The 24,793-nt window shown below is 70.3% G+C and carries 27 protein-coding genes; 9 read left to right on the top strand and 18 right to left on the bottom strand.

Annotated features, from left to right (window positions below):
* Positions 1 to 16 precede the first annotated feature (16 nt).
* The 3 genes from uvrB to coaE form a co-directional block, all read right to left on the bottom strand.
* Positions 17 to 2,098, bottom strand: a complete 2,082-nt coding sequence (gene uvrB, locus JX005_RS07685; RefSeq protein WP_214466846.1) for an excinuclease ABC subunit UvrB — start codon at positions 2,096 to 2,098, stop codon at positions 17 to 19.
* Positions 2,099 to 2,159: 61 nt separating this feature from the next.
* On the bottom strand, positions 2,160 to 2,807 hold the full coding sequence (locus JX005_RS07680; protein WP_214466845.1) for a hypothetical protein: 648 nt from the start codon (positions 2,805 to 2,807) through the stop codon (positions 2,160 to 2,162).
* 10 nt (positions 2,808 to 2,817) lie between these two features.
* The gene (coaE, locus tag JX005_RS07675) at positions 2,818 to 3,438 is read right to left on the bottom strand and encodes a dephospho-CoA kinase (protein ID WP_214466844.1); all 621 of its coding nucleotides are present in this window, start codon (positions 3,436 to 3,438) and stop codon (positions 2,818 to 2,820) included.
* A gap of 305 nt (positions 3,439 to 3,743) precedes the next feature.
* Here coaE and JX005_RS07670 point away from each other — a divergent pair, with 305 nt between their 5' ends.
* Complete coding sequence (locus JX005_RS07670; protein ID WP_214466843.1) at positions 3,744 to 4,589, top strand: response regulator transcription factor; 846 nt, start codon at positions 3,744 to 3,746, stop codon at positions 4,587 to 4,589.
* A 16-nt stretch (positions 4,590 to 4,605) separates the two neighbouring features.
* On the opposite strand, the gene JX005_RS07665 is transcribed toward JX005_RS07670, so the two are convergent.
* From JX005_RS07665 to JX005_RS07625, 9 genes are all read right to left on the bottom strand, one after another.
* Positions 4,606 to 5,772 (bottom strand): hypothetical protein, encoded by a 1,167-nt coding sequence (locus tag JX005_RS07665; RefSeq protein WP_214466842.1) that lies wholly within the window; start codon positions 5,770 to 5,772, stop codon positions 4,606 to 4,608.
* On the bottom strand, positions 5,769 to 7,460 hold the full coding sequence (locus tag JX005_RS07660; RefSeq protein ID WP_214466841.1) for a sensor histidine kinase: 1,692 nt from the start codon (positions 7,458 to 7,460) through the stop codon (positions 5,769 to 5,771). The genes JX005_RS07665 and JX005_RS07660 overlap by 4 nt, the downstream gene beginning before the upstream one ends.
* Positions 7,461 to 7,565: 105 nt before the next feature.
* On the bottom strand, positions 7,566 to 8,099 hold the full coding sequence (locus JX005_RS07655) for a GIY-YIG nuclease family protein (protein ID WP_214467158.1): 534 nt from the start codon (positions 8,097 to 8,099) through the stop codon (positions 7,566 to 7,568).
* 143 nt (positions 8,100 to 8,242) lie between these two features.
* Entirely contained in the window at positions 8,243 to 9,691 is a 1,449-nt protein-coding gene (gene rpsA / locus JX005_RS07650) for a 30S ribosomal protein S1 (protein WP_214466840.1), read from the bottom strand.
* 250 nt (positions 9,692 to 9,941) lie between these two features.
* Positions 9,942 to 10,715, bottom strand: coding sequence for a PH domain-containing protein (locus JX005_RS07645; protein ID WP_214466839.1), 774 nt, complete (start codon positions 10,713 to 10,715; stop codon positions 9,942 to 9,944).
* Positions 10,712 to 10,879, bottom strand: a complete 168-nt coding sequence (locus tag JX005_RS07640; protein ID WP_214466838.1) for a hypothetical protein — start codon at positions 10,877 to 10,879, stop codon at positions 10,712 to 10,714. The genes JX005_RS07645 and JX005_RS07640 overlap by 4 nt, the downstream gene beginning before the upstream one ends.
* A gap of 130 nt (positions 10,880 to 11,009) precedes the next feature.
* Positions 11,010 to 11,651 carry a TetR/AcrR family transcriptional regulator gene (locus JX005_RS07635; RefSeq protein ID WP_214466837.1) on the bottom strand — a complete coding sequence of 214 codons (642 nt, stop codon included), beginning with the start codon at positions 11,649 to 11,651 and terminating at the stop codon, positions 11,010 to 11,012.
* Positions 11,648 to 12,388, bottom strand: a complete 741-nt coding sequence (locus JX005_RS07630; protein ID WP_214466836.1) for a glucose 1-dehydrogenase — start codon at positions 12,386 to 12,388, stop codon at positions 11,648 to 11,650. The genes JX005_RS07635 and JX005_RS07630 overlap by 4 nt, the downstream gene beginning before the upstream one ends.
* 118 nt (positions 12,389 to 12,506) lie before the next feature.
* On the bottom strand, positions 12,507 to 13,556 hold the full coding sequence (locus JX005_RS07625) for a zinc-dependent alcohol dehydrogenase family protein (RefSeq protein ID WP_214466835.1): 1,050 nt from the start codon (positions 13,554 to 13,556) through the stop codon (positions 12,507 to 12,509).
* A 36-nt stretch (positions 13,557 to 13,592) separates the two neighbouring features.
* Here JX005_RS07625 and JX005_RS07620 point away from each other — a divergent pair, with 36 nt between their 5' ends.
* On the top strand, positions 13,593 to 13,802 hold the full coding sequence (locus JX005_RS07620) for a DUF1653 domain-containing protein (protein WP_214466834.1): 210 nt from the start codon (positions 13,593 to 13,595) through the stop codon (positions 13,800 to 13,802).
* 48 nt (positions 13,803 to 13,850) lie between these two features.
* Positions 13,851 to 14,144, top strand: a complete 294-nt coding sequence (locus JX005_RS07615) for a DUF503 domain-containing protein (RefSeq protein WP_214466833.1) — start codon at positions 13,851 to 13,853, stop codon at positions 14,142 to 14,144.
* Between the two features lie 4 nt (positions 14,145 to 14,148).
* On the opposite strand, the gene JX005_RS07610 is transcribed toward JX005_RS07615, so the two are convergent.
* Both JX005_RS07610 and JX005_RS07605 read right to left on the bottom strand, forming a co-directional pair.
* On the bottom strand, positions 14,149 to 14,793 hold the full coding sequence (locus tag JX005_RS07610; RefSeq protein WP_214466832.1) for an SDR family oxidoreductase: 645 nt from the start codon (positions 14,791 to 14,793) through the stop codon (positions 14,149 to 14,151).
* Positions 14,794 to 14,824: 31 nt separating this feature from the next.
* Positions 14,825 to 16,291 (bottom strand): APC family permease, encoded by a 1,467-nt coding sequence (locus JX005_RS07605; RefSeq protein ID WP_214466831.1) that lies wholly within the window; start codon positions 16,289 to 16,291, stop codon positions 14,825 to 14,827.
* A gap of 97 nt (positions 16,292 to 16,388) precedes the next feature.
* Between JX005_RS07605 and JX005_RS07600 the strand changes: the two genes are divergently transcribed.
* The gene (locus JX005_RS07600) at positions 16,389 to 17,414 is read left to right on the top strand and encodes a serine hydrolase domain-containing protein (protein WP_214466830.1); all 1,026 of its coding nucleotides are present in this window, start codon (positions 16,389 to 16,391) and stop codon (positions 17,412 to 17,414) included.
* An 11-nt stretch (positions 17,415 to 17,425) separates the two neighbouring features.
* On the opposite strand, the gene JX005_RS07595 is transcribed toward JX005_RS07600, so the two are convergent.
* Entirely contained in the window at positions 17,426 to 18,520 is a 1,095-nt protein-coding gene (locus tag JX005_RS07595; protein WP_214466829.1) for an NAD(P)-binding domain-containing protein, read from the bottom strand.
* A 124-nt stretch (positions 18,521 to 18,644) separates the two neighbouring features.
* Here JX005_RS07595 and JX005_RS07590 point away from each other — a divergent pair, with 124 nt between their 5' ends.
* Positions 18,645 to 20,255, top strand: coding sequence for a sodium-dependent transporter (locus tag JX005_RS07590; protein WP_214466828.1), 1,611 nt, complete (start codon positions 18,645 to 18,647; stop codon positions 20,253 to 20,255).
* Positions 20,252 to 20,419, top strand: a complete 168-nt coding sequence (locus JX005_RS16260; protein ID WP_214466827.1) for a methionine/alanine import family NSS transporter small subunit — start codon at positions 20,252 to 20,254, stop codon at positions 20,417 to 20,419. Before JX005_RS07590 ends, JX005_RS16260 begins: the two co-directional genes overlap by 4 nt.
* A 6-nt stretch (positions 20,420 to 20,425) precedes the next feature.
* Here the strand turns inward: JX005_RS16260 and JX005_RS07580 are convergent, their stop codons facing one another.
* From JX005_RS07580 to JX005_RS07570, 3 genes are read right to left on the bottom strand one after another with little or no spacing between them, the layout of a single operon-like run.
* Complete coding sequence (locus JX005_RS07580; RefSeq protein WP_214466826.1) at positions 20,426 to 21,202, bottom strand: isocitrate lyase/PEP mutase family protein; 777 nt, start codon at positions 21,200 to 21,202, stop codon at positions 20,426 to 20,428.
* 53 nt (positions 21,203 to 21,255) lie between these two features.
* Entirely contained in the window at positions 21,256 to 21,690 is a 435-nt protein-coding gene (locus JX005_RS07575; RefSeq protein WP_214466825.1) for a YchJ family protein, read from the bottom strand.
* Between the two features lies 1 nt (position 21,691).
* The gene (locus JX005_RS07570) at positions 21,692 to 22,084 is read right to left on the bottom strand and encodes a TraR/DksA family transcriptional regulator (RefSeq protein WP_214466824.1); all 393 of its coding nucleotides are present in this window, start codon (positions 22,082 to 22,084) and stop codon (positions 21,692 to 21,694) included.
* A gap of 345 nt (positions 22,085 to 22,429) precedes the next feature.
* Here JX005_RS07570 and JX005_RS07565 point away from each other — a divergent pair, with 345 nt between their 5' ends.
* From JX005_RS07565 to JX005_RS07555, 3 genes are read left to right on the top strand one after another with little or no spacing between them, the layout of a single operon-like run.
* The gene (locus JX005_RS07565) at positions 22,430 to 22,975 is read left to right on the top strand and encodes a hypothetical protein (RefSeq protein ID WP_214466823.1); all 546 of its coding nucleotides are present in this window, start codon (positions 22,430 to 22,432) and stop codon (positions 22,973 to 22,975) included.
* Positions 22,963 to 23,751, top strand: a complete 789-nt coding sequence (locus tag JX005_RS07560; RefSeq protein WP_214466822.1) for a hypothetical protein — start codon at positions 22,963 to 22,965, stop codon at positions 23,749 to 23,751. Before JX005_RS07565 ends, JX005_RS07560 begins: the two co-directional genes overlap by 13 nt.
* A gap of 46 nt (positions 23,752 to 23,797) precedes the next feature.
* The gene (locus JX005_RS07555; protein ID WP_214466821.1) at positions 23,798 to 24,730 is read left to right on the top strand and encodes a 5'-3' exonuclease; all 933 of its coding nucleotides are present in this window, start codon (positions 23,798 to 23,800) and stop codon (positions 24,728 to 24,730) included.
* Positions 24,731 to 24,793: the final 63 nt, after the last annotated feature.

Genomic DNA, 24,793 nt, shown 5'->3' with positions numbered 1-24,793 from the left:
CCGAGCACCCGGCCGCCTACGCGTGCCCCGCGCGCTCCATCGCCCGGAGCTCCTTCTTCATGTCCTGCACCTCATCGCGCAGGCGTGCGGCGAGTTCGAACTTGAGCTCCGCCGCCGCGGAGAGCATCTGACTGCTGAGGTCGGCGATGGTCGCCTCGAGCTGCTCGGCGCCCTCGGCTGCGATCCCCTCACGCCGCAGCTGAGGGGTCGGCGCCTTGCCCTTGCCCGACTTGAGCTTGGCCGAGGACTTGCGCGACAGCATGGCGTCGGTGTCGGAGGCCTCCCGAGCGAGAGCGTCGGTGATGTCGGCGATGCGCTTGCGGAGAGGCTGCGGGTCGATCCCGTGCTCGGTGTTGTAGGCGACCTGCTTCTCGCGCCGCCGATCGGTCTCCTCGATCGCATTGCGCATGGAATCGGTCACGGTGTCGGCGTACATGTGCACTTCGCCGGACACGTTGCGCGCCGCACGGCCGATGGTCTGGATGAGCGATGTTCCGCTGCGGAGGAACCCCTCTTTGTCGGCGTCGAGGATCGAGACGAGCGAGACTTCGGGAAGGTCGAGTCCCTCGCGCAGCAGGTTGATGCCCACGAGCACGTCGTAGACACCCGAGCGAAGCTCGCTCAGCAGCTCGACGCGGCGCAGCGTGTCGACGTCGGAGTGGAGGTAGCGCACCCGCACCCCGTGCTCTCCCAGGAAGTCGGTGAGCTCTTCGGCCATCTTCTTGGTCAGTGTCGTGACGAGCACGCGCTCGTCGCGTGACGCGCGCAGGCGGATCTCCTCGAGCAGGTCGTCGATCTGGCCCTTCGACGGCTTGACGACGATGTGCGGGTCGACGAGGCCGGTCGGGCGGATGATCTGCTCGACGACACCGTCGGCGATGCCCATCTCGTAGCGGCCGGGCGTCGCCGAGAGGTAGACGGTCTGGCCGACGCGCTCCTTGAACTCGTCGAACCGGAGCGGGCGGTTGTCGAGCGCGCTCGGCAGCCGGAACCCGTGCTCGACCAGGGTGCGCTTGCGCGAGGCATCCCCCTCGTACATCGCGCCGATCTGCGGGACGGTCACGTGCGACTCGTCGATGACCATGAGGAAGTCGTCGGGGAAGAAGTCGAGCAGCGTGTGCGGCGGCTCTCCCGGCAGCCGCCCGTCGAGGTGTCGCGAGTAGTTCTCGATGCCCGAGCAGAAGCCGAGCTGCTGCAGCATCTCGAGGTCGAAGGTGGTGCGCATGCGGAGCCTCTGCGCCTCGAGCAGCTTGTTCTGCGACTCGAGCTCCTTCAGACGCTGCTCGAGCTCGTGCTCGATGGTGCCGATCGCGCGCTGCACCGTCTCGGTGCCGGCCGCATAGTGCGTGGCCGGGAAGATCGGCACGGCGTCGAGGCGCTGCACGACGTCGCCCGTGAGCGGGTGCAGCATGTAGATCGCCTCGATCTCGTCGCCGAAGAGCTCGATGCGCACGGCGTACTCCTCGTACACCGGGATGATCTCGATCGTGTCGCCGCGCACGCGGAAGTTGCCGCGCGAGAAGTCGACGTCGTTGCGGTTGTACTGCATCGCGATGAACTTGCGGATGAGGGCGTCGCGGTCGTAGCGCTCGCCCACCTGCAGCGCCACCATCGCCCGCATGTACTCCTCGGGGGAACCGAGTCCGTAGATGCACGAGACCGTGCTCACCACCACGACGTCGCGACGGCTGAGCAGCGAGTTGGTCGTGGAGTGCCGCAGGCGCTCGACCTCGGCGTTGATCGACGAGTCCTTCTCGATGAAGGTGTCTGTCTGCGGGACGTAGGCCTCGGGCTGGTAGTAGTCGTAGTAGCTCACGAAGTACTCGACCGCATTGTTCGGCATGAGCTCGCGGAACTCGTTCGCCAGCTGCGCGGCCAGCGTCTTGTTGTGCGCGAGCACCAGGGTGGGCCGCTGCACCTGCTCGATGAGCCACGCCGTCGTTGCGGACTTTCCGGTGCCGGTCGCGCCGAGCAGCACGACGTCGGTCTCACCCGCGTTGATGCGGGCGGCGAGGTCGGCGATCGCCTGCGGCTGGTCTCCGGACGGCTCGTAATCGCTGATGACCTCGAACGGGCGCACGGAACGGGTGGCTTGCACTCCTCAAGCGTAGGCGGAGCCTCCGACACCGGGGCCGGCGTTCGCGGCCGGCGGACCCGCCTCAGCCGCCTCCGTCGCCGCCGCCGAAGCCCCCTCCGTCGAATCCCCCGCCGAAGCCGCCGCCGTCGAATCCTCCGCCGCCCCCGTAGTCGCCCGAGAACCCGCCGCCGTCGAAGGCCGCGGTCGCGCCGGGGTCGTAGGTCTCGCCGACCCACCCGGGCTCGGACGCGATGGCGAGCGATCCCGCTCCCGCGGAGAAGTACGTGATGACCACTGCGGACAGGAGGAAGTTCTGCGAGACGACGGCGGCCACGCCGGAGCTCGTCAGCAGCGCGCGCGGATCGACCTCGTCGCGCGCATCGCCTGCTTCCGCCTCGCCGGCGCGCTGGGCGCGCTCGGCCCGCCGCTCCTCCGCGCGGCGGACGAGTCGCGCCAGCACGGTCGGGTCGTCGGATGCTGCGTCCTGCTCCGCGTCGGAGAGGAAGGGGCGCAGCTGCTCGAACATCTCGCGGCGGCGCTCGGCCGGCACGTCGCTGAACGCCGAGGCATGCGCCTTCTCGATCACGGACGCCGGCAGCGTGTTGAGCAGGTACACGTACCTGCCGATCCGCTCCTCGTCGCTCAGCGCGGCGTAGCGCCGCTTGCGCCGGAACCTCGACAGCATGCCCATGAGCCACCTCCGCGTGTGGTGCCAGGGTACGCCGCGCACCCTTCTCGTCCTAGCGGTCCGTGCGTGCCGCCAGGAGCTCGGGCAGCGCCGCCCACAGGTCGTCGACCTGACGCCGCGTGTCGTCGAGGGAGCCGGTGGTATCGACCACGACGTCGGCGATCGCCAGGCGCGCCTCGTCGGGCACCTGCGATGCGATGCGCGCCGCGGCGTCGGCATCGGTCATGCCTCGCAGCTCGACGAGGCGCGTGCGACGGAGGTCGGCCGGCGCGTGTGCCACGACGACGAGGTCCCACGGGTCGTCGACGCGCGCCTCGACGAGCAGCGGCACGTCGTAGACCACCACGGCGGACGGATCGGCATCCAGTGCCTCCCCGAAGCGCCGTGCCGATTCGGCGCGCACGGCGGGGTGGACGATCGCGTTCAGCCGCTTCACCGCCGCGTCGTCGCCGAACACGCGGCCGCCGAGCACTGCACGGTCGAGCGAGCCGTCGGCTCGCAGCATCCCGTCGCCGAACTCGTCGGCGATCGCCGCGAGCACGGGCGACCCCGGCTGCTGCACGTCGCGGACCACTTGATCGGCGTCGACGACGATCGCGCCGTGCTCGGCGAGGCGCCGCCCGATCGTGGACTTCCCCGACGCGATTCCGCCGGTGAGGGCAATGAGAGGCATGCAACGAGGATGCCACGGGCGGCAACCTTTGGCCGCTCCTGAGGTAGCCCTGAGGGTGGCTTGAGCGCGCGCGAGTAGCGTCAGGACAACCCGAAAGAAGACCGACTTCGTGGGGGTCTCTGGGGAGGTTGGGACGTGGCCTACCGACGCGGCATTGCGACGCCGGCCACATGCCCAGCCACCCACCTGTCCGTCTCGGAGACGAGGCGGGGTGACGGGGTCGGGACTCGGTGCGGTGGGGTGGTGATCGTGGGGGCGATCGCCACCCCCATCCGCGTCGGCACGCGCGGAACACGGTGCAAGTCATGAGCGCCGACGCGCCGCGCCTGTTCCAGACGGTGTTCTGGGATATCCTGACCGACGTCCGCGAGACGGAGCTCGTCTCGCCGGCGCCGGAGGATGAATCGGTGGAAGAACAGCGCGTGGCCGTCGTCATCGAGGACGAGGAGGACATCCGCTCGCTCCTGTCCGCAGTGCTCGCGCAGGCCGGATTCGAGGTGCATGGCGCGGGCAACGGCCAGGACGGACTCGACCTGGTGGTCGAGCACCAGCCTCTCGTGACCACCCTCGACGTCAACATGCCGGGCATGGACGGGTTCGAGACCGCCAAGCGCATCCGCTCGGTGAGCACGACCTACATCGTCATGCTGAGTGCCCGCACCGAGGAGATCGACGCCCTCCAGGGCCTCGAGGCCGGCGCCGACGACTACGTCGCCAAGCCGTTCCGCCCGCGCGAGCTGCGCGCCCGCATCGACGCGATGCTGCGTCGGCCGCGGCATCACGTCGCCGCCGCGGTCCCCGCGGTCGAGGCATCAGACACCACCGGCGCCTGGCTCGAACACCAGGGACTCCGGCTCAACCCCGACATGCGCATCGTGACCGTCGACGGCGACGACCTCGAGCTCACCCGCAGCGAGTTCGACATCCTCGCCGACCTCCTGGCCGCCGGCAGGCGCGTGCGCGGCAAGTCCGACCTCGCGCTCATGCTGCGCGGCGAGCAGTTCACCGGCGTCGAGTTCGTCAGCGACAGCGACGCGCGGGCGATCGAGGTTCACGTGGCGAACCTGCGCCGCAAGCTGGGCGAGTCGCCCACGAACCCGCGATGGATCGAGACGGTGCGCGGCGTCGGCTACCGGCTGACGGCTTCCTGACGACGAGCGGATGCCGCTACTCGGCCTCCCCGACGAGGACCGACGACTCCACACTCGCGGCCGCGCGGCTCGCGGCCTCACGTGCGACGCGGTGGAGAACGGTGGAGTCGTAGCCGGCCACGTCGCTCAGGGCGACGCCGACGCCGACGACGGGGATCACTCCCCCGCCGACCTTGCCCAGGTCGTCGAACAGCCCGCGGTAGATCGCGCCCGCCTGCCGGCGCGCCTCGAGGTCGGTCTCGACCAGCACGGCCACGACGAGACCTGTCGCGCCGTCCTCGCCGACGAGGGCGTTGGACGGCGCGTGGCGCCGCACGCCGGTGCGCCACGTCTCGGTGACCGCCCGCGCGACCTCGCTGCCGAAGGCCGTCGAGATCTGGTCGAGATCCTCCACCCGCACGGCGATCACCCCGACCAGCTCGGAACGGGCACCCGCGCGCTCGCAGAGGCCGGCCAGCGCGACCTCGAACAGGTCGCGCGAGAGGATGCCGCCTTTCGTCGAGCCGAGCGCCCCCGGGCGCAGGTACCCGCGCATCGGCGCGCGCGTGGCGCGGAGCACCGACGTCGCGACCACAGCGACGATCGTGAGCACGATGGTGAGGAAGCTCGTCGACACCGTGCCGAACGCGTTCTCGAACAGCGCGCTGTCGGGCCCCGCGGTGAGGAACGCGGTCGTGCGGGAGACGTAGTACAGCGACTGGACGCCGAGCACGGCCGCCAGCACCCACGCGGTGCGCGACTCCAGCAGAGCGCCGCGCACGCACTCGGTCGCGCCGGCCGCCGCGAGGAGCAGCAGTGCGACGAACATCCACACGGCGCCCGCCCAGTCGCCGCCGTCGGGCCCCTCGAGGAGTACGGTGACGGCCGCACCGACGACCCCCAGGACGACGAGCCACGACGAGAATGCCATGCGCCGGCCGTTGAAGCGTCGGCAGCCGAGCCACATGCAGCCCGTGCCCGCGACGAAGGCGGCGTTGCCGACGGCGATCGCCCACCACCCCCCGGCGCCCTGGGCCCACACCATGTAGGAGAGCGTGGTCAGCATCGCCGCGAGGAAGCCGAGCGCCCAGATGCGGCCCGCGCCCTCGTCGCGACGGAGCAGCGTCTCGACGATGAACAGGATGCCGCTCACGTTGACGACGAGTGCCGTCATGATCACGACGCTGGCCAGTTGGAGAGTCATTCCGTGGTCCCTTCCGGTGGCGTGGCGGGGAGCTTCACGATGAAGGTCGACCCGACGCCGGGAGAGCTGTGGAGACCGAGCTCGCCGCCGTGGGCGCGCACGATGTCGCGGGTGATGGCGAGCCCGAGGCCGGTTCCGCTGCGACGCTCGGCGCCGGCCTTGTAGAAGCGCTGGAAAAGGCGCGCGCGGTCGGCCTCGCTGATGCCGACGCCGGTGTCGCGGACGAGGATCCACGTCGACGCGCCGTCGGTGGTGGTGCCCAGGAACACCGTCCCGCCGTCCTTGTTGTACGCGATCGCGTTCGAGACCAGGTTGTCCACGACCTGCCGCAGCCGCATCGGATCCGCCCACGCGCGGGCGCCCTCCAGCCCGGTCGTGTCGATCGTGATGGCGCGGCTCGCCGCCCGCGGCAGCAGCGCCTCGCCGGCGGCCCGCACGACGTCGCGCACGTCCAGCAGCTGAGCGGAGAGGGATGCCTCGACCGACGACGCCGACGAGCTCGACGCGGCGAGGATGTCGGCGACGATGCGCAGCAGACGCTCGGCGTTGCGCTCGGCGATGTCGAGGTTGGCGCGCACGTGGTCGGGCAGGCCGGGCTCCTCGATCGCGAGATCGAGGTAGCCGAGGATCGAGGTCAGCGGCGTGCGGAGCTCGTGCGAGACCGAGGCGACGAGCTCGTCGCGCGCGCGCAGCGCTTCGAGCTCCGAGGTCACATCGCGGGAGATGACCACCGCGCCGGTGTCGTCCCCGCTCGGGTCGATGAGCCGACGCGCACTGACGCTCAGCGCCTGGCGCGGGCCCGGCTCCTCGCCGAACCACACGACCTGGCCGTCGAAGGCCTCGCCGCGCAGCGCCCGCTCGACCGGCAGCTCGTCCGCCGGCAGCCGCGTCTCGCCGTCGTCGCGGAACACGGGCACGCCCTCGGCATCGTCGTCGCCCCAGATCGCCTGCTGCAGTCGCGCGTTCGCCTCGTTCGTCACGGTGATGCGGCCGTCGGAGTCGATGCGGATAACCCCGAAGTCGACGGTGTCGAGCACCTCGGTGACGACCTGCTCCTGCCGTCGCGACTGCTCCAGCACGCGCCGCAGAAGCTGCGACTGCTTCGCCAGCAGCGTCCGCTGCGCGTCGGACCGCCGTGCGGTCAGGTGGCTCGTGGCGGCGACCGCGACGAGCACGAGGGGAAGCAGCAGCGACGTGAAGGTGAGCTCGCGCGTGGTGAGGGCCGTCAGGACTCCGATGATGGCGGCGACCGCCACGATGACGGCGAAGAGGCCGAGCATGCCGAATCCGGCTGCGAGCCACATCGTCGGGAAGATCCACAGCAGGCCGAGCGCGGTGTCGGGCGCGGCGACGACCATGAGCGTGACGGCGATGATGTCGACCGCAGGGATGACGGCCACCCAGCCGAACGGCAGCCGGTTCCAGGGGACCACCAGCGTGGCCCCTGTCACCACGAAGACGATGACGACGCCGAGGAAGAACAGGGCGAGATCGACTTCCGGCGGCTCGAAGGCGATCATCACGGCGAGCACCAGCACCACGGACGACAGCAGGAGCTGGTTCAGCGTCGCCGTACGGTCGGCCGTGCGGTCGGCGAAGTCCGCGCGCAGCCAGGTGGTGCGGGCCCGGCCCGCCGCCGCTGAGTGATGCTGCGGCGCGCGGTGCCCCTCGCGACCCGTCGCATCCATACCGCGACGGTAACGGATGCCGCGCCCCGGCGTGAACGGGCTCGCGACGCGGAAGGCAAGTCGGTGCCGCGCAGACGTCGGTCGGCACGCCCACGACACGGCGCATCAGCCCACCCGCGCGACCGCCTCGCTGACCCACCGCGCGTGGAGCGCCCACGGGTCGCCGACACCGGCGGCGAGCCCGCCGATGTGCGCCTCGAGAGCGGACGACCGCCGGAACCACTCGGTGCGCGGATACCGGTCGGCGGCGAACTGCTCGTGACGGCGGCGCTCGACGGTGCGGTCGCCGCGCTCGAACGCCAGCAGCTCGTCGTGCCAGATCGCCGTCAGCCGCTGCCGTGGACGGGCTGACGTGCCGATCTTGATCCTGTCGTCGTAGCGGACGTAGTAGACCACGTCGACGCGCAGCGTGGGCAGCTCGTCGTCGACGAGGTCGCCATGACGCCACTCGCACACGGCGCACAGCCACCCGGACGGGTAGCTGACGCCCAGTCGCGAGCCGCAGAGCGCGCACGGCGACGGAAGGATGTCGGTGACTCCGTGCCGGCGGTGCTCCCACTCGGATGCCGCGGCCAGATGCCACTCGCACAGCGGGACGGGAGCGTCGGGCGGCACAGGGCCGCGGCATCCGCTCATCATGAGACACCGGCGGGGCACATCGAGAGTGTACGTGCGGTCGCCGACACCGCCCGGGCAACGCGAAAGGGCCGGAACCCGAAGGTCCCGACCCTTTCGACGGATCTCGCTGAGCGCTGCGCGCTAGTCGATCACCGCTGAGGTGATCAGCGGCCGGACAGCTTCTCGCGCAGAGCGGCGAGGGCCTCGTCGTCGGCCAGCGTGCCGCCGGCGTTGCTCTCGGAGGTGAAGCTCGACGAGCCGGTGTCGGCCGGCGCGTTGGCCTCGGCCTCCAGCGCCTTCGCGACGGCTGCCTTGTGCGCCTCCCAGCGACCCTGGGCAGCGGCGTACTCCTGCTCCCACTTCTCGCGCTGAGCGTCGAAGCCCTCGAGCCAGACGCCGTTGACGGAGTCGAAGCCCTCGGGGTACTTGTACTCGCCGTTCTCGTCGTACTCGGTGAGCATGCCGTAGAGGGCGGGGTCGAACTCGGTGCCGTTGGGGTCGACCGACTCGTTCGCCTGCTTCAGCGAGAGCGAGATGCGGCGACGCTCGAGGTCGATGTCGATGATCTTGACGAAGACCTCTTCGCCGACCGACACGACCTGCTCGGCGAGCTCGACGTGCTTGCCCGACAGCTCGGAGATGTGCACGAGGCCCTCGATGCCGTCCGCGACGCGAACGAACGCACCGAACGGAACGAGCTTGGTGACCTTGCCCGGCGCGACCTGGCCGATGGCGTGGGTGCGGGCGAAGACCTGCCACGGGTCCTCCTGCGTCGCCTTGAGCGAGAGCGACACGCGCTCGCGGTCCAGGTCGACCTCGAGGATCTCGACGGTGACCTCCTGGCCGACCTCGACGACCTCGGAGGCGTGCTCGATGTGCTTCCACGAGAGCTCGGAGACGTGCACGAGGCCGTCCACGCCGCCGAGGTCGACGAACGCGCCGAAGTTGACGATCGACGAGACGACGCCCTTGCGAACCTGACCCTTGTGCAGGTTGTTGAGGAACGTGGTGCGCGACTCGGACTGCGTCTGCTCGAGCAGCGCGCGGCGCGAGAGCACGACGTTGTTGCGGTTCTTGTCGAGCTCGAGGATCTTGGCCTCGATCTCCTGGCCGAGGTACGGCGTGAGGTCGCGGACGCGACGCAGCTCGATGAGCGAAGCCGGGAGGAAGCCGCGGAGGCCGATGTCGACGATGAGGCCACCCTTGACGACCTCGATCACGGAGCCGGTGACGACACCGTCGTTCTCCTTGATCTTCTCGACGTCGCCCCACGCGCGCTCGTACTGTGCGCGCTTCTTGGACAGGATGAGGCGGCCTTCCTTGTCCTCCTTCTGGAGAACGAGGGCCTCGACAGCGTCGCCGACCTTGACGACCTCGTTGGGGTCGACGTCGTGCTTGATCGAGAGCTCGCGCGAGGGGATGACGCCCTCGGTCTTGTAGCCGACGTCGAGGAGGACCTCGTCGCGGTCGATCTTCACGACGGTTCCTTCGATGAGGTCGCCGTCGTTGAAGAACTTGAGGGTCAATTCGACCGCTGCCAGGAAGTCCTCGGCAGATCCGATGTCGTTGATCGCGACCTGCTTGGTGGCCGGGGCGGTCGTTGCGGTAGTCATGTAGTGGGTTGTCCTTGTTGGGTTGGGGGTGTCGGGCCTGGCTCGAGTCGCGGCTCCCGATCGCGCGAGGGCGAGCGGATGCCTCGGGCCGAGGCGAAGCGGATTGTGTTGGTGCGATGTCACATCGCTGCCGGAGAACCGGCACCGAGGCGTGGCGATATAGCCACACGAGTGACACTCCAGGGTATCAGAACGCGGGCGGCGCCCGCGATGTTCCCCGGGCGGCGGATCCGGGCCTGTTCCTCGTGTTTCAGCGCGGCAGATCGAGGGGTGCGGTGCTGGTCCGGTCGGGGTCGAACACGGGCGGCGTCTCGGGCTCGGGATCGCATCTCAGCTGCGCGAGACGCTCCTGTTCGCGCCGCTGCGCGACGGCCAGCCAGTCCCAGCCGACGCCCGCGGTGGCAGCGTCGGGATCCGGGCTCGGCGGTGCAGGACGAGCCGCCGTGGGATCGGGCGGGAGCGGCGGCGGGGGTCCGGGCGGAAGTTGCGGCACCGCGACGTCGTGCGCGAACGATCGCTGTCCGGCGAACCCGCGAAGGCCCGACTGCTGGATGACGCGCTGAATCGTGTTGCCGCGACCGTCGGGGTCGCCGACGTAGCGGATCTCGCGCAGCCCCTGCTCCTGCGCCGCCGATTCGAACACGAAGTGGCCGTACCCGAAGATGCGACCGATGACCGGCTTGTGCACCGAGATGTCGAGGATGCGCGCGAGCGGCATGGTGGCGATGCTCTGCGACAGGATCCCGTGCACGCGGAAGACGCGCATGTTCGTGATGACGAACACGTCCATGCGCCGCTCCAGGATCCGCCACGCGGCGTGGAGCACGACCGCTCCCCCGACCAGGACCGGCACCCACCACGCCTTCGGCGGCACGAAGAAGACGAGCAGCAGCAGCACGATTCCGCCGAAGAGCTCGAGGGTGGCGCTCACGACGGCGGCCCAGTGCTTGTGCACCTCGTCGATCACCACCTCGCCCTGGTCGGAGATGAGGTGCTTCTCGATCCGAGGATCGAACAGGCTCATCCGTTCGCGAGAGCCACGAAGAAGTCGGTGACGGCGATCCCCGCTCCCCAGACGGCGCCGAACGCCCCCTGGACGGCGTTCGCGGCATCCTGCGGCCTCGTGACGAGGTAGAAGACGGCGAAGGCGATGACGAGCCCGATGACGATGCGCTTGACGAGCTTCACGGCGGAGGGGTCCCTTCGATCGACGACAGTGCGATCCCCCCGGAGCGCGAACTCCCCAGTTCTACCCCAGGACCGGCCGTTCGTGCGGGAGATGCGCGGGCGCGTCGCCACCGTGATGCTCCGAACCGTTTCAGTCGTGCAGCGGCCACCACGGCGGCATGAGGGCGAGGACTCGCTCACTCGCCGCGCGCGCATCGACGTCGTCGTCGCGGCTCCAGACCTCCACCACGCCCACGAGCGCGCCGGAGATGAAGGCCGCCGCCTCCTCCCGCGCCCGCGACCCCCGGGGCACGCCGGCGGCGCCGGCGGCGTCGAGAGCCACGATCGCCGACGCTGCGCGTGCGCGCAGCCGCTCCTCCAGCGCCGCGCGGAACGCTCCCCGAGACGACGAGGCGAACATCGCCCGGAAGACGGCGCGCTCCGACGCCACGTGGTCGAGCAGGGCACGCAGCGCGTCGAGATACTGTCCCGCGATCTCGCGGGGCGACCGGCCCGAGACCTCGACCGCGCTCAGCCGGTCGAGATCTCGGGTGAACCAGGCGACGGCGAAGGCGTCCACGCTGTCCGCGTGCCCGTAGAAGGTCGTGCGATGCACACCCGCCTCACGGCAGAGCCGCGCGACGCTCAGTGCGTCGAGCGGCACCGTCTCGAGCAGTCGCATGAGCGCACTGCCGAGCGCCTCCCGCGTCCGCACCTGTCGGGGATCGTCGGTCATGCGTCTCCGATCGAGCAGAGCGGATGCCTCGGCCGAGGCATCCGCTCCCATGATCACGACTCGTAGTGTGCCAGGCCGGCCGTCTCGCCGCCGTCCGCGATGAACTCCGCGCCGGTCGAGAAGCTCGACTCGTCGCTCGCGAGGAACAGCACGAGCTGCGACAGCTCGATGGGCTCGCCGACCCGGTGGAGGGCGACGTGGTTCTGCGGGGTCTCGAGGTCGTCGGTCATCGGCGTGCGGATCACGCCGGGGTGCACCGAGTTGACCCGGATGTTGTAGCGACCGAGGTCGAGGGCAGCGTTCTTCGACAGTCCGCGCACGCCGAACTTCGCCGCGTTGTAGCCGGGCAGTGCCTCGTAGCCCTGGATGCCCGCCGTCGATGAGATGTTGACGATGGAGCCCTTGCCGCTCTTCTTGAGCGGCTCGATCGCGGCCTTGATGCCGTAGAAGACGCCCGTCAGGTTGATGGCGATGATCTGGTCCCACTGATCGAGCGTGTACTCCTCGATCGATCCGAAGTTGGCGATGCCGGCGTTGTTGACGAGAACGTCGAGACGACCGAACTCGCTGACCGCGAGGTCCACGGCGTTCTGCCAGTCGTCGTAGCGCGTGACGTCGAGATGCACGTAGCGTGCGGCATCGCCCAGCTCGGCGGCCAGGGCCTCACCCTCCGCATCGAGAAGGTCGCCGATGACGACCTTCGCCCCCTCGTCGACGAACAGGCGCGCGTGCGATGCACCCATCCCGCGAGCTCCTCCGCTGATCAGCGCGACCTTTCCTGCAACGCGTGCCATGGCGGCACCCTCCTCCGTATCGAGTCCCGGGTCGCAACCCGGTGGCGCCGGCAGGTGTCGTCGACGCCCACCACTATTCTACAACTGTAGAATACCAACCGGGGCCGATACCGTGCGATCAGGGCCGAAGCATCACCTTGGTCGCGCGCCGCTCATCCATCGCCGCGTACGCCTCCGCCGCCTCGGTGAGCGGCAGAACCAGGTCGAACACGCGTCCGGGCCGGATCGCGCCCGACCGCACGTCGGGCAGCAGTTCCTCGATGTAGCCGCGCACGGGTGCGACCCCGCCGTTCACCCCCACATTGCGGCCGAACATCTGACGGATCGGAAGCTCGGGTCCGCCGTTGGGCACGCCGACGTAGCCGACCATGCCGCCGGGCCGCGTCGACCGCAGCGCCTGGTCCATCGACTCCTTGGTGCCCACGCACTCGAGCACGCGGTCCGCGCCGATGCCCCCGGTGAGCTCGCGCACGGCGGCGATCCCCTCGTCGCCGCGCTCCTCGACGATGTGGGTCGCTCCGAACTCGCGCGCCAGCGCCTGGCGCTGCGGATGACGCGACATCGCGATGATGGTCGTCGCGCCCAGGCGCTTCGCCGCGATGATCGCGCAGAGTCCGACGGCGCCGTCGCCCACGACGGCGACCGAGTCGCCGGGGCCGACGCCGGCCGAGACGGCGGCGTGATGCCCGGTCCCCATGACGTCGCTCAGGGTCAGCAGCCCCGGCACCTCGTCGTCGGAGACCGGACCGGGCACGACGGCGAGCGTGCCGTCGGCGAGCGGCACGCGCACGTACTCTCCCTGGCCCCCGTCGGCGAAGCCGCCGAAGCGGTCATCGCTCCCCCACCATCCGCCGGTGAGGCACGAGGTGCTCACTCCGTTGAGGCAGTTGGCGCACGTGCCGTCGCACACGTAGAAGGGCGCGATCACGAAGTCTCCCGGCCTCACCGTCTCGACATCCGCACCGACGGCCTCGACGACGCCGACGAACTCGTGGCCGATGCGGTGCGGCTCGTCGGTGGGCGTCACCCCACGGTAGGGCCACAGGTCGGAGCCGCAGACGCAGGCCGCCACGACGCGCACGAGGGCGTCGGCGCCTGTGGAGAGCACGGGATCGGGGACCTCTTCGACACGGATGTCACGGGCGGCATGGATCACGGTTGCAAGCATGCGACGAGCCTATTCCGGCGGGAATACCCTGAGGGCATGCCGATCGAACCCGGGACCTACCGCCACTTCAAGGGAGCCGAATACGAGGTGATCGGCGTCGCGCGCCACAGCGAGACCGAGGAGGAGCACGTCGTGTACCGCGCCCTCTACGGGGAGCAGGGGCTCTGGGTGCGGCCGGTGGAGATGTGGGACGAGCTGGTGGAGCGCGACGGGTACCGCGGACCGCGCTTCGTCCGCGTCGGCTGAGAGCCCCGTCGCGCCCTGCGCGCCCCCGGCTCCTGTCACCATGGAGCCATGTGGATCGGCTGGATCGAGTTCGACCTGCTGCTCGGCGACGTGCATTCCCTGAAGCAGAAGCGCAGCGTCCTGCGTCCGCTGATCGCCGAGCTCAGCCGCCGCACCGAGGTCGCCGTCGCCGAGGTCGGCGAGCACGACCTGCACCGCCGCGCGGTGATCGGGATCGCCGTCGTGGCGTCGGGATCGTCGCACGTGCGCGACGTGCTCGACCGCGCCGAGCGGCTCGTCGCCGATCACCCCGAGTTCACGCTCCTGTCGGCGCACCGGGGCCTGCACTCGAGCGAGGACTGAGTCGTCAGCGGCGGATCGCGTCGGCGATCGGCTGATCGCCGTTTCCGAAGCGGATGCTGCGCCCCGCGGTCCCGGGATCGTCGATCACCGCCGCCACGACGGCTGCGACATCCGCTCTGGAAACGGCGCCGCGCCCGTCGGGGTCGATCTGGATGCGGCCCGTCGGCGGATCGAGCGTCAGCGCGCCCGGTCCGAGGATCGTCCACTCCAGCTCCGATGAGTGGAGATGGTCGTCGGCGGCCCACTTGGCGTCGGCGTAGGCGAAGAAGGAGTCGTCGGGCGACACACCGTGGTCAGGGCCGGATCCGATCCACGACACCATGACGTAGCGGCGCACACCGGCCGCGGCGGCGGCGTCCATCGAGCGGATGGCGGCGTCGCGGTCGACGGCGTACGTGCGATCCGCGTCGCCCCCGCCCGCACCCGCAGACCAGACGACGACGTCGTTGCCCGCGACGAGATTCGTGAGCTGGTCGAGGTCGAACGTCTCGATGTCGGCGACGACCGGGGCCGCTCCGGTGGCGGCGACGTCGGCCTCGTGCGCCGGGTTGCGGATGACGGCCGTCACCGTGTGGCCGCGCTCGACCAGCAGGGGTTCGAGCAGGAGTGCGACCTTGCCGTGGCCGCCGAAGATCATGACGCGGGACATAGGGGTTCTTCCTCTCGTCGGTGCCCCCACGTTACGCGGTGGGGTCCGACCCGACCGGGGGGTTGCGGTCGGCCTCGGTCGAGGCATCCGCTTCCTGCGAAGCCCGCCCGAGCAGGCTGTGGCGGCGTCCCCACAGCAGGTAGAAGGCGAGCACCACGACGATCCACACGGCGAACCACGCGTACGTCGACCAGCCGAGGCCGGTGATGAGGTACAGGCACGCGATGATCGCCAGGATCGGGGTGACCGGATAGCCGGGCACACGGAATGCGCGGGGAAGATCGGGCCGCATGCGACGCAGGACGATGACTCCGAGCGACACGACGATGAAGGCGACCAGTGTGCCCATCGACACCAGATCCCACAGGCTCGAGAGTGGGATGAGCCCCGCGAGCAGGGCCACGGCGATGGCGACGACGATCGTCGAGAACACGGGGGTGTGCGTGCGGGGGTCGACGCGGGCGAACGCCGAGGGCAGCAGTCCGTCGCGACCGATCGAGTAGAGGATGCGCGTCTGCCCGAACAGGGTCACCAGCGTGACGGAGAAGATCGACACCACCGCCCCGGCCGCGAGCACCGTCGCGGGCCACGACGCGCCGAGCACATCGCCGAGGATCACCGCGAGGCCGGCGCTCTGCTGCGCGGGATCCTCGAAGTCCTGCCACGGCTGTGCGCCGACGGCCGCGATGGCGACGAACAGATAGACGACGACCACCACGGAGAGCGCGATGAGGATGGCGCGCGGCAGCGAGCGCTGCGGGTCGCGCACCTCGTCGCCTGCCGTCGACACCGCGTCGAGTCCGATGAACGTGAAGAAGATCGTGCCCGCGGCCGCCGTGACGCCGGCTGCTCCGTGCGGCGCGAACTCGGCGAAGTGGTCGGCGTTGAAGGCCGTGATGGCGATCGCGGCGAACATCACCAGCACGCCGATCTTGATGAGCACCATGATCGTGTTCACCGTCGCCGACTCGCGCGTGCCGCGGATGAGCAGCAGCGCGCACAGGGCCACGAGCACGACCGAGGGGAGGTTGATGATGCCGCCCTCGAGCGGCCCGACCGTCAGGGCGACGGGGATGCTCCAGCCGAAGAGGTCTCCCACAAGTCGGTCGAGGTAGCCGCTCCAGCCAGAGGAGACCGCTGCGGTCGACACCCCGTATTCGAGGGTGAGGCAGGCGGCGACGCCCATCGCCACGATCTCACCGAGGGTGGCGTACGCGTACGAGTAGGTGGAGCCCGACACCGGCACTGCCGACGCCATCTCGGCGTAGCAGACGGCCGACAGCCCCGCCGCGATCGCCGCGACGACGAACGCGACGATCACCGCCGGACCCGCGAGCGGGACGGCCTCGTGCATGACGAAGAAGACGCCGGTTCCGATCGTGGCACCCACGCCCAGCATGGCCAGCTGGAAGGTGCCGATTCCGCGAGTGAGGCCTCCCGGAGAGGCGACGGGAGCCGTCACGGGCTTGCGACGGAACAACTCGCGCGCGATGCTCATGCGACGACCTCCGGTGGGGCGGATGGGGCGGCGGTGCGAGACCGACCTCCACCGTACTCGCCTGGTGCGCCCCGGACCCAGGCCGTAGCGTGGCAGGATGCCTCAGCCCGAGCTCGACGCCATCGCCACCGCACTCGACGAGCGCGCCCGCGCCGACGCCATGAGCGGCGTCGTGTCGATCGACGTCGACGGCACCGTCCTCTTCGCTCGGGCGTACGGCCTCGCCGACCGGGCGCATGGCGTCCCCCTCACCGTGGACACGCGCTTCGGGATGGCCAGCGCGAGCAAGTCGTTCACGGCGCTCGCGGTGATGGCGCTGGTCGAGGACGGCTCGCTGCAGCTCGACACGCCCGTGCGCGGCATCCTGGACGGCGATCTGCCCACGATCGACGACGGCGTGACCGTCGAGCATCTGCTCTCGCACACGTCCGGCATCGGCGACTACCTCGACGAGGAGGCGGACTGGGAGGTGGACGACTACATCCTCACGGTTCCCGTACACGAGCTCGCCGAGACCGAGGCGTTCGTCCGCGCGGTCGCCGGCCACGCGCAGAAGACCGCACCCGGCGAGCGCTTCGCGTACAACAACGGCGGCTACATCGTGCTCGCGCTCGTCGCGGAGCGGGTGTCAGGCGTCGGGTTCCACGAGCTCGTCGGCGAGCGCGTCTTCGCTCCCGCCGGTCTGAAGGGCACCGCCTTCCTCCGCCTCGACGAGCTGCCCGGCGACGCCGCGATCGGCTACCTCTACGAGGAGCCCGAATCCCTGCGATCGAACGTGCTCCACCTGCCGGTGCGCGGCAACGGCGACGGCGGGGCGTTCACGACCGCGCCCGACCTGAGCCGGTTCTGGCGCGCACTCGCCGACGGGAAGGTGCTGCCCGCGTCGACGGTGGCGGAGCTGTGGAAGCCGCGCCGCACGGTCGAGTCGGAGGGCCTGCGATACGGGCTGGGGTTCTGGCTCGACCTGGACGGGCCGGGCATCGTCCTGGAGGGATACGACGCCGGGGTGTCGATCCGCTCGCGCTTCGATCCCGAGACGCGGACGACGGTCACCATCGTCGCGAACAGCTCCGAGGGCGCGTGGGGCGTCATCCGGGCGTATTCCGACGCACTCGCCGGCTGACCCGGCGTCGACTACGCCGCCGCTGCCGTGCGCTCGCCGACGATCGCGCGCACCGCGGCGCGACCGGCGCGGTTGGCGCCGACCGTCGACTGCGACGGTCCGTACCCGATGAGGAACAGGCGCGGCTCGTCGATGGAGCGTCCGTCGGCGACACGGATGCCGCCCTCCGGCGTCCGCAGCCGCAGCGGCGCGAGGTGGTCGATCGCGGCGCGGAAGCCCGTCGCCCACAGGATGACGTCGGCGGCGACGAACGTGCCGTCGGGCATCCGCACTCCGTCCTCCTCGATGGAGGCGAACATCGGATGCCGCACCAGCACCCCGCGAGCTTCGGCCGCCCGCGCCCACGGCGTCCAGTGCATGCCGGTCACCGAGATCACGCTTCCGGGAGGAAGACCGCGGCGCACCCGGTCCTCAACCCCCGCGATGGCCGCCACCCGCGCCGGGATGTCGAAGTCCTCCTCCACCCATTCGGGCTCACGACGCGTGACCCAGTACGTCTCGGCGACGTGCGAGATCTCATCGAGCAGCTGGATCGCCGAGATCCCCGCCCCGACGATGACGACTCTCTTACCGGCGAACTCGTCGCGCGACACGTAGTCCGCCACGTGCAGCTGTCGCCCGCGGAAGCGCTCCTGCCCCGGGTAGTGGGGCCAGAACGGGCGCGACCACGTGCCGGTGGCGTTGATCACGTAGCGTGCCGCCCAGGTGCCGCGATCGGTCTCGACCACGAGCCGTCCGGCGGGGTCGTCGTCCCCGCGCCGTACGGCGCGCACCGCGACCGGTCGCTGCACATCGAGCGCGTACCGCTCCTCGTACTCAGCGAAATACGCGGGAAGGATGTCGCGACTCGACGCCGACGGATCCGCCGGGGGAACCGCGAACCCGGGGAGCTCATGGATGCCGTTCACCGTCGCCATGCGCAGCGACTCCCAGCGGTGCTGCCAGGCACCTCCCGGCCGCACGGCGGCGTCGAGCACCACGAAGGTCTCGTCACCGGGCTGGGCTCGGCCGATGGGCTCGAAGCCGCGGCGATGGAGGTGGTAGGCCGCCGATAGACCCGCCTGCCCGGCGCCGATGACGACGACGTCGACGGCTGCGGGCTCCATGCTGCGCTTCAACAGCCGGCGCGCGCCGGTGATTCCCGCCGCGCCGCCGGGGGCCTTTCCCCTCCGGGTGGCCCGCTGATAGCGTCCCGAGAGCGGACTTGCCTTCGACGAAGGGGACGATGACGTGACGAATGTCCGAGACGACGCCGGCGCCCGCGCCGGGAACGGGCGGCCGAGGGAGCAGTGGACGGGCCAGGTCGGATTCATCCTGGCGGCGATCGGATCCGCCGTGGGCCTGGGCAATATCTGGCGCTTTCCCGGCGTGGCCTACGAGAACGGCGGTGGTGCGTTTCTCATCCCGTATCTTGTGGCGCTGATCACGGCGGGCATCCCGATCCTCTTCCTCGACTACGCGATCGGCCATCGCTTCCGCGGCGCCGCGCCGACGGCCTTCCGTCGCATGGGCGGCAAGGCGAAGCGGGCCGTCGAGTCGCTCGGCTGGTTCCAGGTCGCCATCGCGTTCGTGATCGGGCTGTACTACACCGCCGTCGTCGCCTGGGCGCTGAGCTACTTCGTCTTCTCCTTCGACCTGCGCTGGGGTGACGACCCCGCAGGCTTCCTCACCGGCGAATACCTCCAGGTCGGCGACCCCGGCTTCTCCCTCCAATTCGTCCCGGGTGTGCTCATCCCGCTCACGCTCGTCTGGCTCGCCGCGATCGTCGTCCTCTGGGCGGGCGTCGCCAAGGGCCTGCAGCGGGTGAACGTCATCTTCTTGCCTCTCCTCGTCGTCGCCTTCCTGATCCTGGTCGTGCGGGCGCTCTTCCTCGACGGCGCAGCCGAGGGGTTGAATGCGCTGTTCACCCCGAACTGGGAGGCACTGGCCGACCCGAGCGTGTGGATCGCTGCCTACAGCCAGATCTTCTTCTCACTGTCCATCGCGTTCGGCATCATGATCACCTACGCGTCCTACCGTCGGCGCCGGTCCAACCTGACCGCCCCGGGCCTCGTGGTCGCATTCGCCAACTCCTCGTTCGAGATCCTCGCCGGAATCGGCGTCTTCGCGACGCTCGGGTTCTTCGCCTTCCAGCAGGGCATCGCCGTGTCGGAGCTCGAGGGCCTCACCGGTGTGGGCCTGAGCTTCATCACCTTCCCCGCCATCGTGTCTCAGATGCCGGGCGGACCGATCTTCGGTGCGCTGTTCTTCGGCTCCCTGGTGATGGCGGGCTTCACCTCGCTGATCTCTGTGATTCAGGTCGTCTCGGCGGCGATCCAGGAGAAGTTCAGCATGACGCGGCGCACCGCCGCGGTGAGCGTGGGCGTGATCTCCGCGATCCTGTCCATCCTGCTGTTCTCGACGACGACGGGCCTCCTCGCGCTCGACGTCGCCGACCAGTGGGCGAACAACGTCGGGATCGTCGCCTCCGCGGTCCTCATGACGATCGTGGTCATCTGGGTGCTCCGCCGCGGCGCAGAGCTGCGGTTCCACCTCAACGCCGTCTCCACGTTCAAGGTCGGCCGGCTGTGGGTCCTCCTGGTGGGGGTGCTCGGCCCGATCGTGCTCGGCTACATGCTGATCCAGCGGATGGTCATTCTGATCATCGAGGGTTACGGCGGCATGCCCGGGTGGTATCTGCTGGTCGTCGGATGGGGAACCATCGCGTTCATCGTCGTGGCGGCGATCGTCATGGCGCTCATCCCCTGGCGTGCATCGCCTGACGCCTTCACCGCCTGGCCGGCCTACCAGCCACCGCCGCAGGCCAAGGCTGCGGCATCCGCGAAGGAGGTGTCGTCGTGACCGGCATCGCGATCACGTTCCTGATCCTCTCGATCATCCTCGTGTGGGGCGGGCTCATCGCCAGCACGCTGTACCTGCGGTCGCGCCCCGAGATCGCCGACTACCCGCCGGGCGCCGTGGACGACCACCGCGAGGACACCGCGCCCATCGAGCACGACACCTGACGCGCGTCAGTTCAGCGAACGCGTGCTCGCCGGGATGACGCCGCCGTCGTAGAGGTCGGCGGCCACATCCTGCAGCGCCGTCAACGCGACCCGCTGGGGCATCGGCCCGTACGAGATCCGCGCGACGCCGAGGTCCTCGTACTCGCTCGCGGTCAGCGATCCGGGCAGACCGATGACGCTGACCTTGCGCTCGCCGATGCCCTCGACGAGGCGACGGGTGACATCGGCGTCGAGGATGCCGGGCACGAACACGAGATCGGCACCGGCGCCGAGGTACGCGCGCCCGCGCTCGATGGCATCGGCGATGGACTCGTCGAGCGGACGGCCGCCCGCCCGCACGAAAGCGTCGGTGCGGGCGTTGAGGACGAACGGAACCCCTTCGGCCTCGCCGGCGGCGACGATGGCCTCGACGGCGGCGGCCGAGTCGGCGAGCGGCTGCAGCCGGTCCTCCACGTTCGCGCCGACCACGCCCTTGCCGATCGCACGGCGCACCGTCTCGCCCGCGTCGCCGTGACCGGCGTCGAGGTCGGCGGTGACGGGGAGGTCGCCCACCGCCGCGACGATGCGTCCGACCATGTCGAGCATCTCATCCAGCGGGATCTCGCCGTCGGCGTAGCCGTACGACGCGGCGATCGAGTGCCCCGCCGTGGCGATGGCCCGGGTCTCGGGCAGTGCGGCGATCGTCTTGGCGGACACGGCGTCCCACACGTTCACGAGCCGGAGGATCTCGGGCGCGGCGTGCAGGCGGGCAAGGGACTGGGCTTTGTCGACCGGAGTGCTCATGCGTCCACGCTAACGGGACCGGAGGGCCGCGGGACAGACCGTCTCGTCTTCGGCTATGACACCTCGCCGTCGAGGTACCACCAGCGGCCGCCCTGCCGCACGAACCTGCTCCGTTCCTGCAGAACGCCGCGCTCCCGCCCGAAGGACCACAGCGCGCGGAACTCGACGATCCCGCGCGCGTCCTGCTCGCCACCGTCCTCCGTCGCAACGATCTCGAGGCCTCTCCAGCGCTGTGCCGGATCGAGGTCCAGCGCGTCGGGTCGGGTGCCCGGATGCCACGTGCCGGAGAGGTGGCCGGCGTCACCCGCGACGAAAGCGGTGTATCGCGAGCGCATCAGACGTTCGGCCGTCGGCGCGGGATCTCCCGCCAGCAGCGGCCCGCAGCATCCGTCGAAACGCTCTCCGCTTCCGCACGGACACGGCCGATCCGCGACCGGGCGGCGGAAGCGGTCGTCGCGCGCAGCTGACGCGGCGGCGCCGAACGACACGTCAGCCTCCCGCGCGGGTGGCGCAGTCCACGCAGCGGGTCGCGGTGGGGCGCACCTCGAGTCTCTCCGGAGGGATGCCGCGGCCGCAGTCGACGCATACGCCGTCGGCGCCCGCCCGGCGTCGCGCGAGCACGTCGTCGATCTCCGCGATCTCGCGCGCGGCGGCGGTGCGCAGTCCTTCGAGGCGCGCCCACTCGCTCGAGAGCGTGACCCCCTCGGGGTCGTGCTCGTCGTCGGCGTTGTCGCTTCCGCGGTCGGAGCGCAGCTGCGCGATCGCCGCATCGAGACCCTCGAGCCGTGCGGATGCCGCGGCCCGCAGGGCGTTGAGCTCGGCGTCGCGCCCGCCGACGATGTCGGTGCCATCGGGCGGGACGGAGGCGGAGTGCGAGGACATCGCCTACGAGCGTACGCGCCGCCGTCAGATGACGGCTGAATCGTGACGGGAAGACAGTCCACTCCCAGGTGGGGGTGGGACTCTTAGGAGGTCTCCACGACGCCGGCCGTCGCCGGCCGCAAGCCCGGCGGACGCCGTGGAAACCCGACGGCGGCGATGCACTCCGGGACCCCGCCTCGTGCCCACCCCCAGGGGCACGAGGGGCGGCCTCTGAGAGTCGCCCAGAGCCGGCGGTCACGCCCCCCACGCGATCGCCGGCTCCTCCCCAGGCCGCCCGACCCGCCGCTCTGCGCCCGGTGTGGATAAGTCCGCCGGCCGCGATCCGGTCGTGGGTACCGTGGGGGCGTGACTTCGCGAAAGGCCCCGATGATCCTCGTCGCCGTGGCGCTCGCCGGCATCCTGGCCGGGTGCGCGCCCGCCTCCGAGCCGGCACCCACGCCCACGAGCGCGTTCACCGACGAAGCCGAGGCGTTCGCGGCGGCCGAGGAGACGTACCGCGCTTACGTCGATGCGCTCAACGCCGTCGACCTGAGCGATCCCGAGACGTTCGAGGACGTGTACGCCTGGACCACCGGGGATGCCAATGCTGGCGCTCGAGAATCCTTTTCCGAAATGCATGCGGATCAACTCACGGTCGACGGGACCACGAAAGTGAACGCAATAGCGCCGAGTCCAACTCAAGAGGGAAACCCAGAGCACATTGAGTTGGATGTCTGTCTGGACGTGTCAGACGTGACCCTCGTCAACAGGGAGGGAACATCGGTCGTCGCTGAGGACCGGCGGGACATTCAGACAATGCGGGTGACGGTGCAATTGGCATCTGAAGGCTCTCCGACATCACTGATATCGGAGATCGACGGGCGAGACGACGGTTTGACATGCTCCGAGTAGTCGCCAAGGGCGTGCTTCTGGGCGTAGCTGTGGTTCTGCTCACCTCCAATGCCAGTTTCGCTGCCGATTGCGACTCGGCTGGATGGGGTGGCAACTGCGACGTTGAGAACTCGGGTGAGCAGGTCGACGTCTCCGCGGGCACCACCCGCCCAGGCTCTTCTCGCCCCGACGACTCGGCGGACGGCGGCCACCCGCCGACGCAGCCGGGCGAGCCCGTCCCAGAGGCTCCTGACGAGACCGAGGACTGCGGGCCGCTCGGCTGCCGCGGCAACTATGAGGTGGCAGGGCTCCCCGAGGTGACTCTGGCCGATCTGGCGTCGTTCCGTCCGGCGGCGCCCGAACTGACCGGCGAGCCGGCCGGGTTCGGCGTCGTCGGCATGCCGACGAACCTCGTGGGCGCGGCATCCGAGCAGCGTCTCAGCGGAACCCTTCTCGGCTGGGACGTGACCGTCCGCTTCGTGCCGGCCGAGTTCGTCTTCGCGCACGGCGACGGCACGACGGCGACCACGGCGACGGGCGGAGCGAGCTGGGCGCGCCTCGCGCAGGCGCAGTTCACGCCGACCCCGACGAGTCATGTGTACGCCGATCGCGGCACGTATCCGGTCTCCGTCACCGTGCGGTACGCGGCATCCGTCGATTTCGGCACCGGCTACTGGCAGCCGGTCGAAGGCTTCGTGACCGCCACGAGCGGCGACTATCCCGTGCGCGTCGTCGAGGTGCGCACGGCGCTGGTCGACGAGACGTGCCGCGAGAACCCGTCCGGCCCCGGCTGCTGAGCGCAACCGTCGCAGCGCGTCGGACGCGCGTGCCAGGATGAAGCCCGTGACCGACCGCCTCATGCTCCTCGACTCCGCGTCGCTGTACTTCCGTGCGTTCTACGGCGTTCCCGACACGGTGCGCGCGCCCGACGGCACGCCCGTCAACGCGGTGCGCGGATTCCTCGACATCATCACGCGCCTGGTCACGACGTACCGCCCCACCCACCTCGTGGCCTGCTGGGACGACGACTGGCGACCCCAGTGGCGCGTCGACCTCATTCCGACGTACAAGACGCATCGCGTCGCCGAAGTCGTCGCCGTCGGTCCCGACGTCGAGGTCGTGCCCGACCCGCTCGAGGTGCAGGTGCCGGTCATCCGCAAGACGCTCGACGCCCTCGGCATCCGCATCGTGGGAGCAGCCGAGCATGAGGCCGACGACGTGATCGGCACGCTCGCCACCCGCGCGACCCTGCCCGTCGACGTCGTGACCGGCGACCGCGACCTGTTCCAGCTCGTCGACGACGCCCGCGACGTGCGGGTCATCTACACGGCCCGTGGCATGAGCAACCTCGAGGTGCTGACCGACGCGAGCGTGGTCGCGAAGTACGGGGTGCTGCCGAGCCAGTACGCCGACTTCGCCACCCTGCGCGGCGACTCCTCCGACGGGCTCCCCGGAGTGGCGGGCATCGGCGAGAAGACGGCCGCCGGCCTCCTGGCCGCCCACGGCGACCTTCCCGGCATCCTCGCCGCCGCCGAGTCCGGCGAGGGCATGTCGGCCGGCGTCCGGGCGAAGCTGGCCGCCGGCGCTCCGTACCTGGCGGTCGCGCCGAAGGTCGTGGCGGTTGTCCGCGACCTCGCCCTGCCCGAGGTCGACGCACGACTGCGCCCGCTCGACGAGCAGGCCAAGGCGGATGCTGCGGCCCTCGCCGAGCAGTGGGCGCTGGGTTCCGCGATGACCCGGATCATCGACGCACTCGATCGCGTCGACGCCGACTGAGCCGCCGGCGCCTACTCCCCCGGGAGTAGGCGGAGTGCTCCGGTGGTCGGACGACTCCCCCGT

The organism is Microbacterium flavescens, from assembly GCF_018588945.1.
Classification (GTDB): domain Bacteria; phylum Actinomycetota; class Actinomycetes; order Actinomycetales; family Microbacteriaceae; genus Microbacterium; species Microbacterium flavescens.
The sequence above is the reverse complement of the archived record's forward strand: the minus strand, read 5'-3'. Positions and strand labels throughout refer to the sequence as shown.

Bases quoted from the DNA above. Each gene is read 5' to 3' on its own strand.
- JX005_RS07605 (WP_214466831.1), bottom strand. From the start codon at position 16,291: ATGAGCATCGCGCGCGAGTTGTTCCGTCGCAAGCCCGTGACGGCTCCC.
- coaE (WP_214466844.1), bottom strand. From the start codon at position 3,438: ATGCCTCTCATTGCCCTCACCGGCGGAATCGCGTCGGGGAAGTCCACG.
- JX005_RS07560 (WP_214466822.1), top strand. From the start codon at position 22,963: ATGCTCCGAGTAGTCGCCAAGGGCGTGCTTCTGGGCGTAGCTGTGGTT.
- JX005_RS07645 (WP_214466839.1), bottom strand. From the start codon at position 10,715: ATGAGCCTGTTCGATCCTCGGATCGAGAAGCACCTCATCTCCGACCAG.
- JX005_RS07580 (WP_214466826.1), bottom strand. From the start codon at position 21,202: ATGAGCACTCCGGTCGACAAAGCCCAGTCCCTTGCCCGCCTGCACGCC.
- JX005_RS07665 (WP_214466842.1), bottom strand. From the start codon at position 5,772: ATGACTCTCCAACTGGCCAGCGTCGTGATCATGACGGCACTCGTCGTC.
- JX005_RS07630 (WP_214466836.1), bottom strand. From the start codon at position 12,388: ATGGCACGCGTTGCAGGAAAGGTCGCGCTGATCAGCGGAGGAGCTCGC.
- JX005_RS07625 (WP_214466835.1), bottom strand. From the start codon at position 13,556: ATGCTTGCAACCGTGATCCATGCCGCCCGTGACATCCGTGTCGAAGAG.
- JX005_RS07670 (WP_214466843.1), top strand. From the start codon at position 3,744: ATGAGCGCCGACGCGCCGCGCCTGTTCCAGACGGTGTTCTGGGATATC.
- JX005_RS07615 (WP_214466833.1), top strand. From the start codon at position 13,851: ATGTGGATCGGCTGGATCGAGTTCGACCTGCTGCTCGGCGACGTGCAT.
- JX005_RS07660 (WP_214466841.1), bottom strand. From the start codon at position 7,460: ATGGATGCGACGGGTCGCGAGGGGCACCGCGCGCCGCAGCATCACTCA.
- JX005_RS07655 (WP_214467158.1), bottom strand. From the start codon at position 8,099: ATGATGAGCGGATGCCGCGGCCCTGTGCCGCCCGACGCTCCCGTCCCG.
- JX005_RS07620 (WP_214466834.1), top strand. From the start codon at position 13,593: ATGCCGATCGAACCCGGGACCTACCGCCACTTCAAGGGAGCCGAATAC.
- JX005_RS07570 (WP_214466824.1), bottom strand. From the start codon at position 22,084: ATGTCCTCGCACTCCGCCTCCGTCCCGCCCGATGGCACCGACATCGTC.
- JX005_RS07610 (WP_214466832.1), bottom strand. From the start codon at position 14,793: ATGTCCCGCGTCATGATCTTCGGCGGCCACGGCAAGGTCGCACTCCTG.
- JX005_RS07595 (WP_214466829.1), bottom strand. From the start codon at position 18,520: ATGGAGCCCGCAGCCGTCGACGTCGTCGTCATCGGCGCCGGGCAGGCG.
- rpsA (WP_214466840.1), bottom strand. From the start codon at position 9,691: ATGACTACCGCAACGACCGCCCCGGCCACCAAGCAGGTCGCGATCAAC.
- JX005_RS07600 (WP_214466830.1), top strand. From the start codon at position 16,389: ATGCCTCAGCCCGAGCTCGACGCCATCGCCACCGCACTCGACGAGCGC.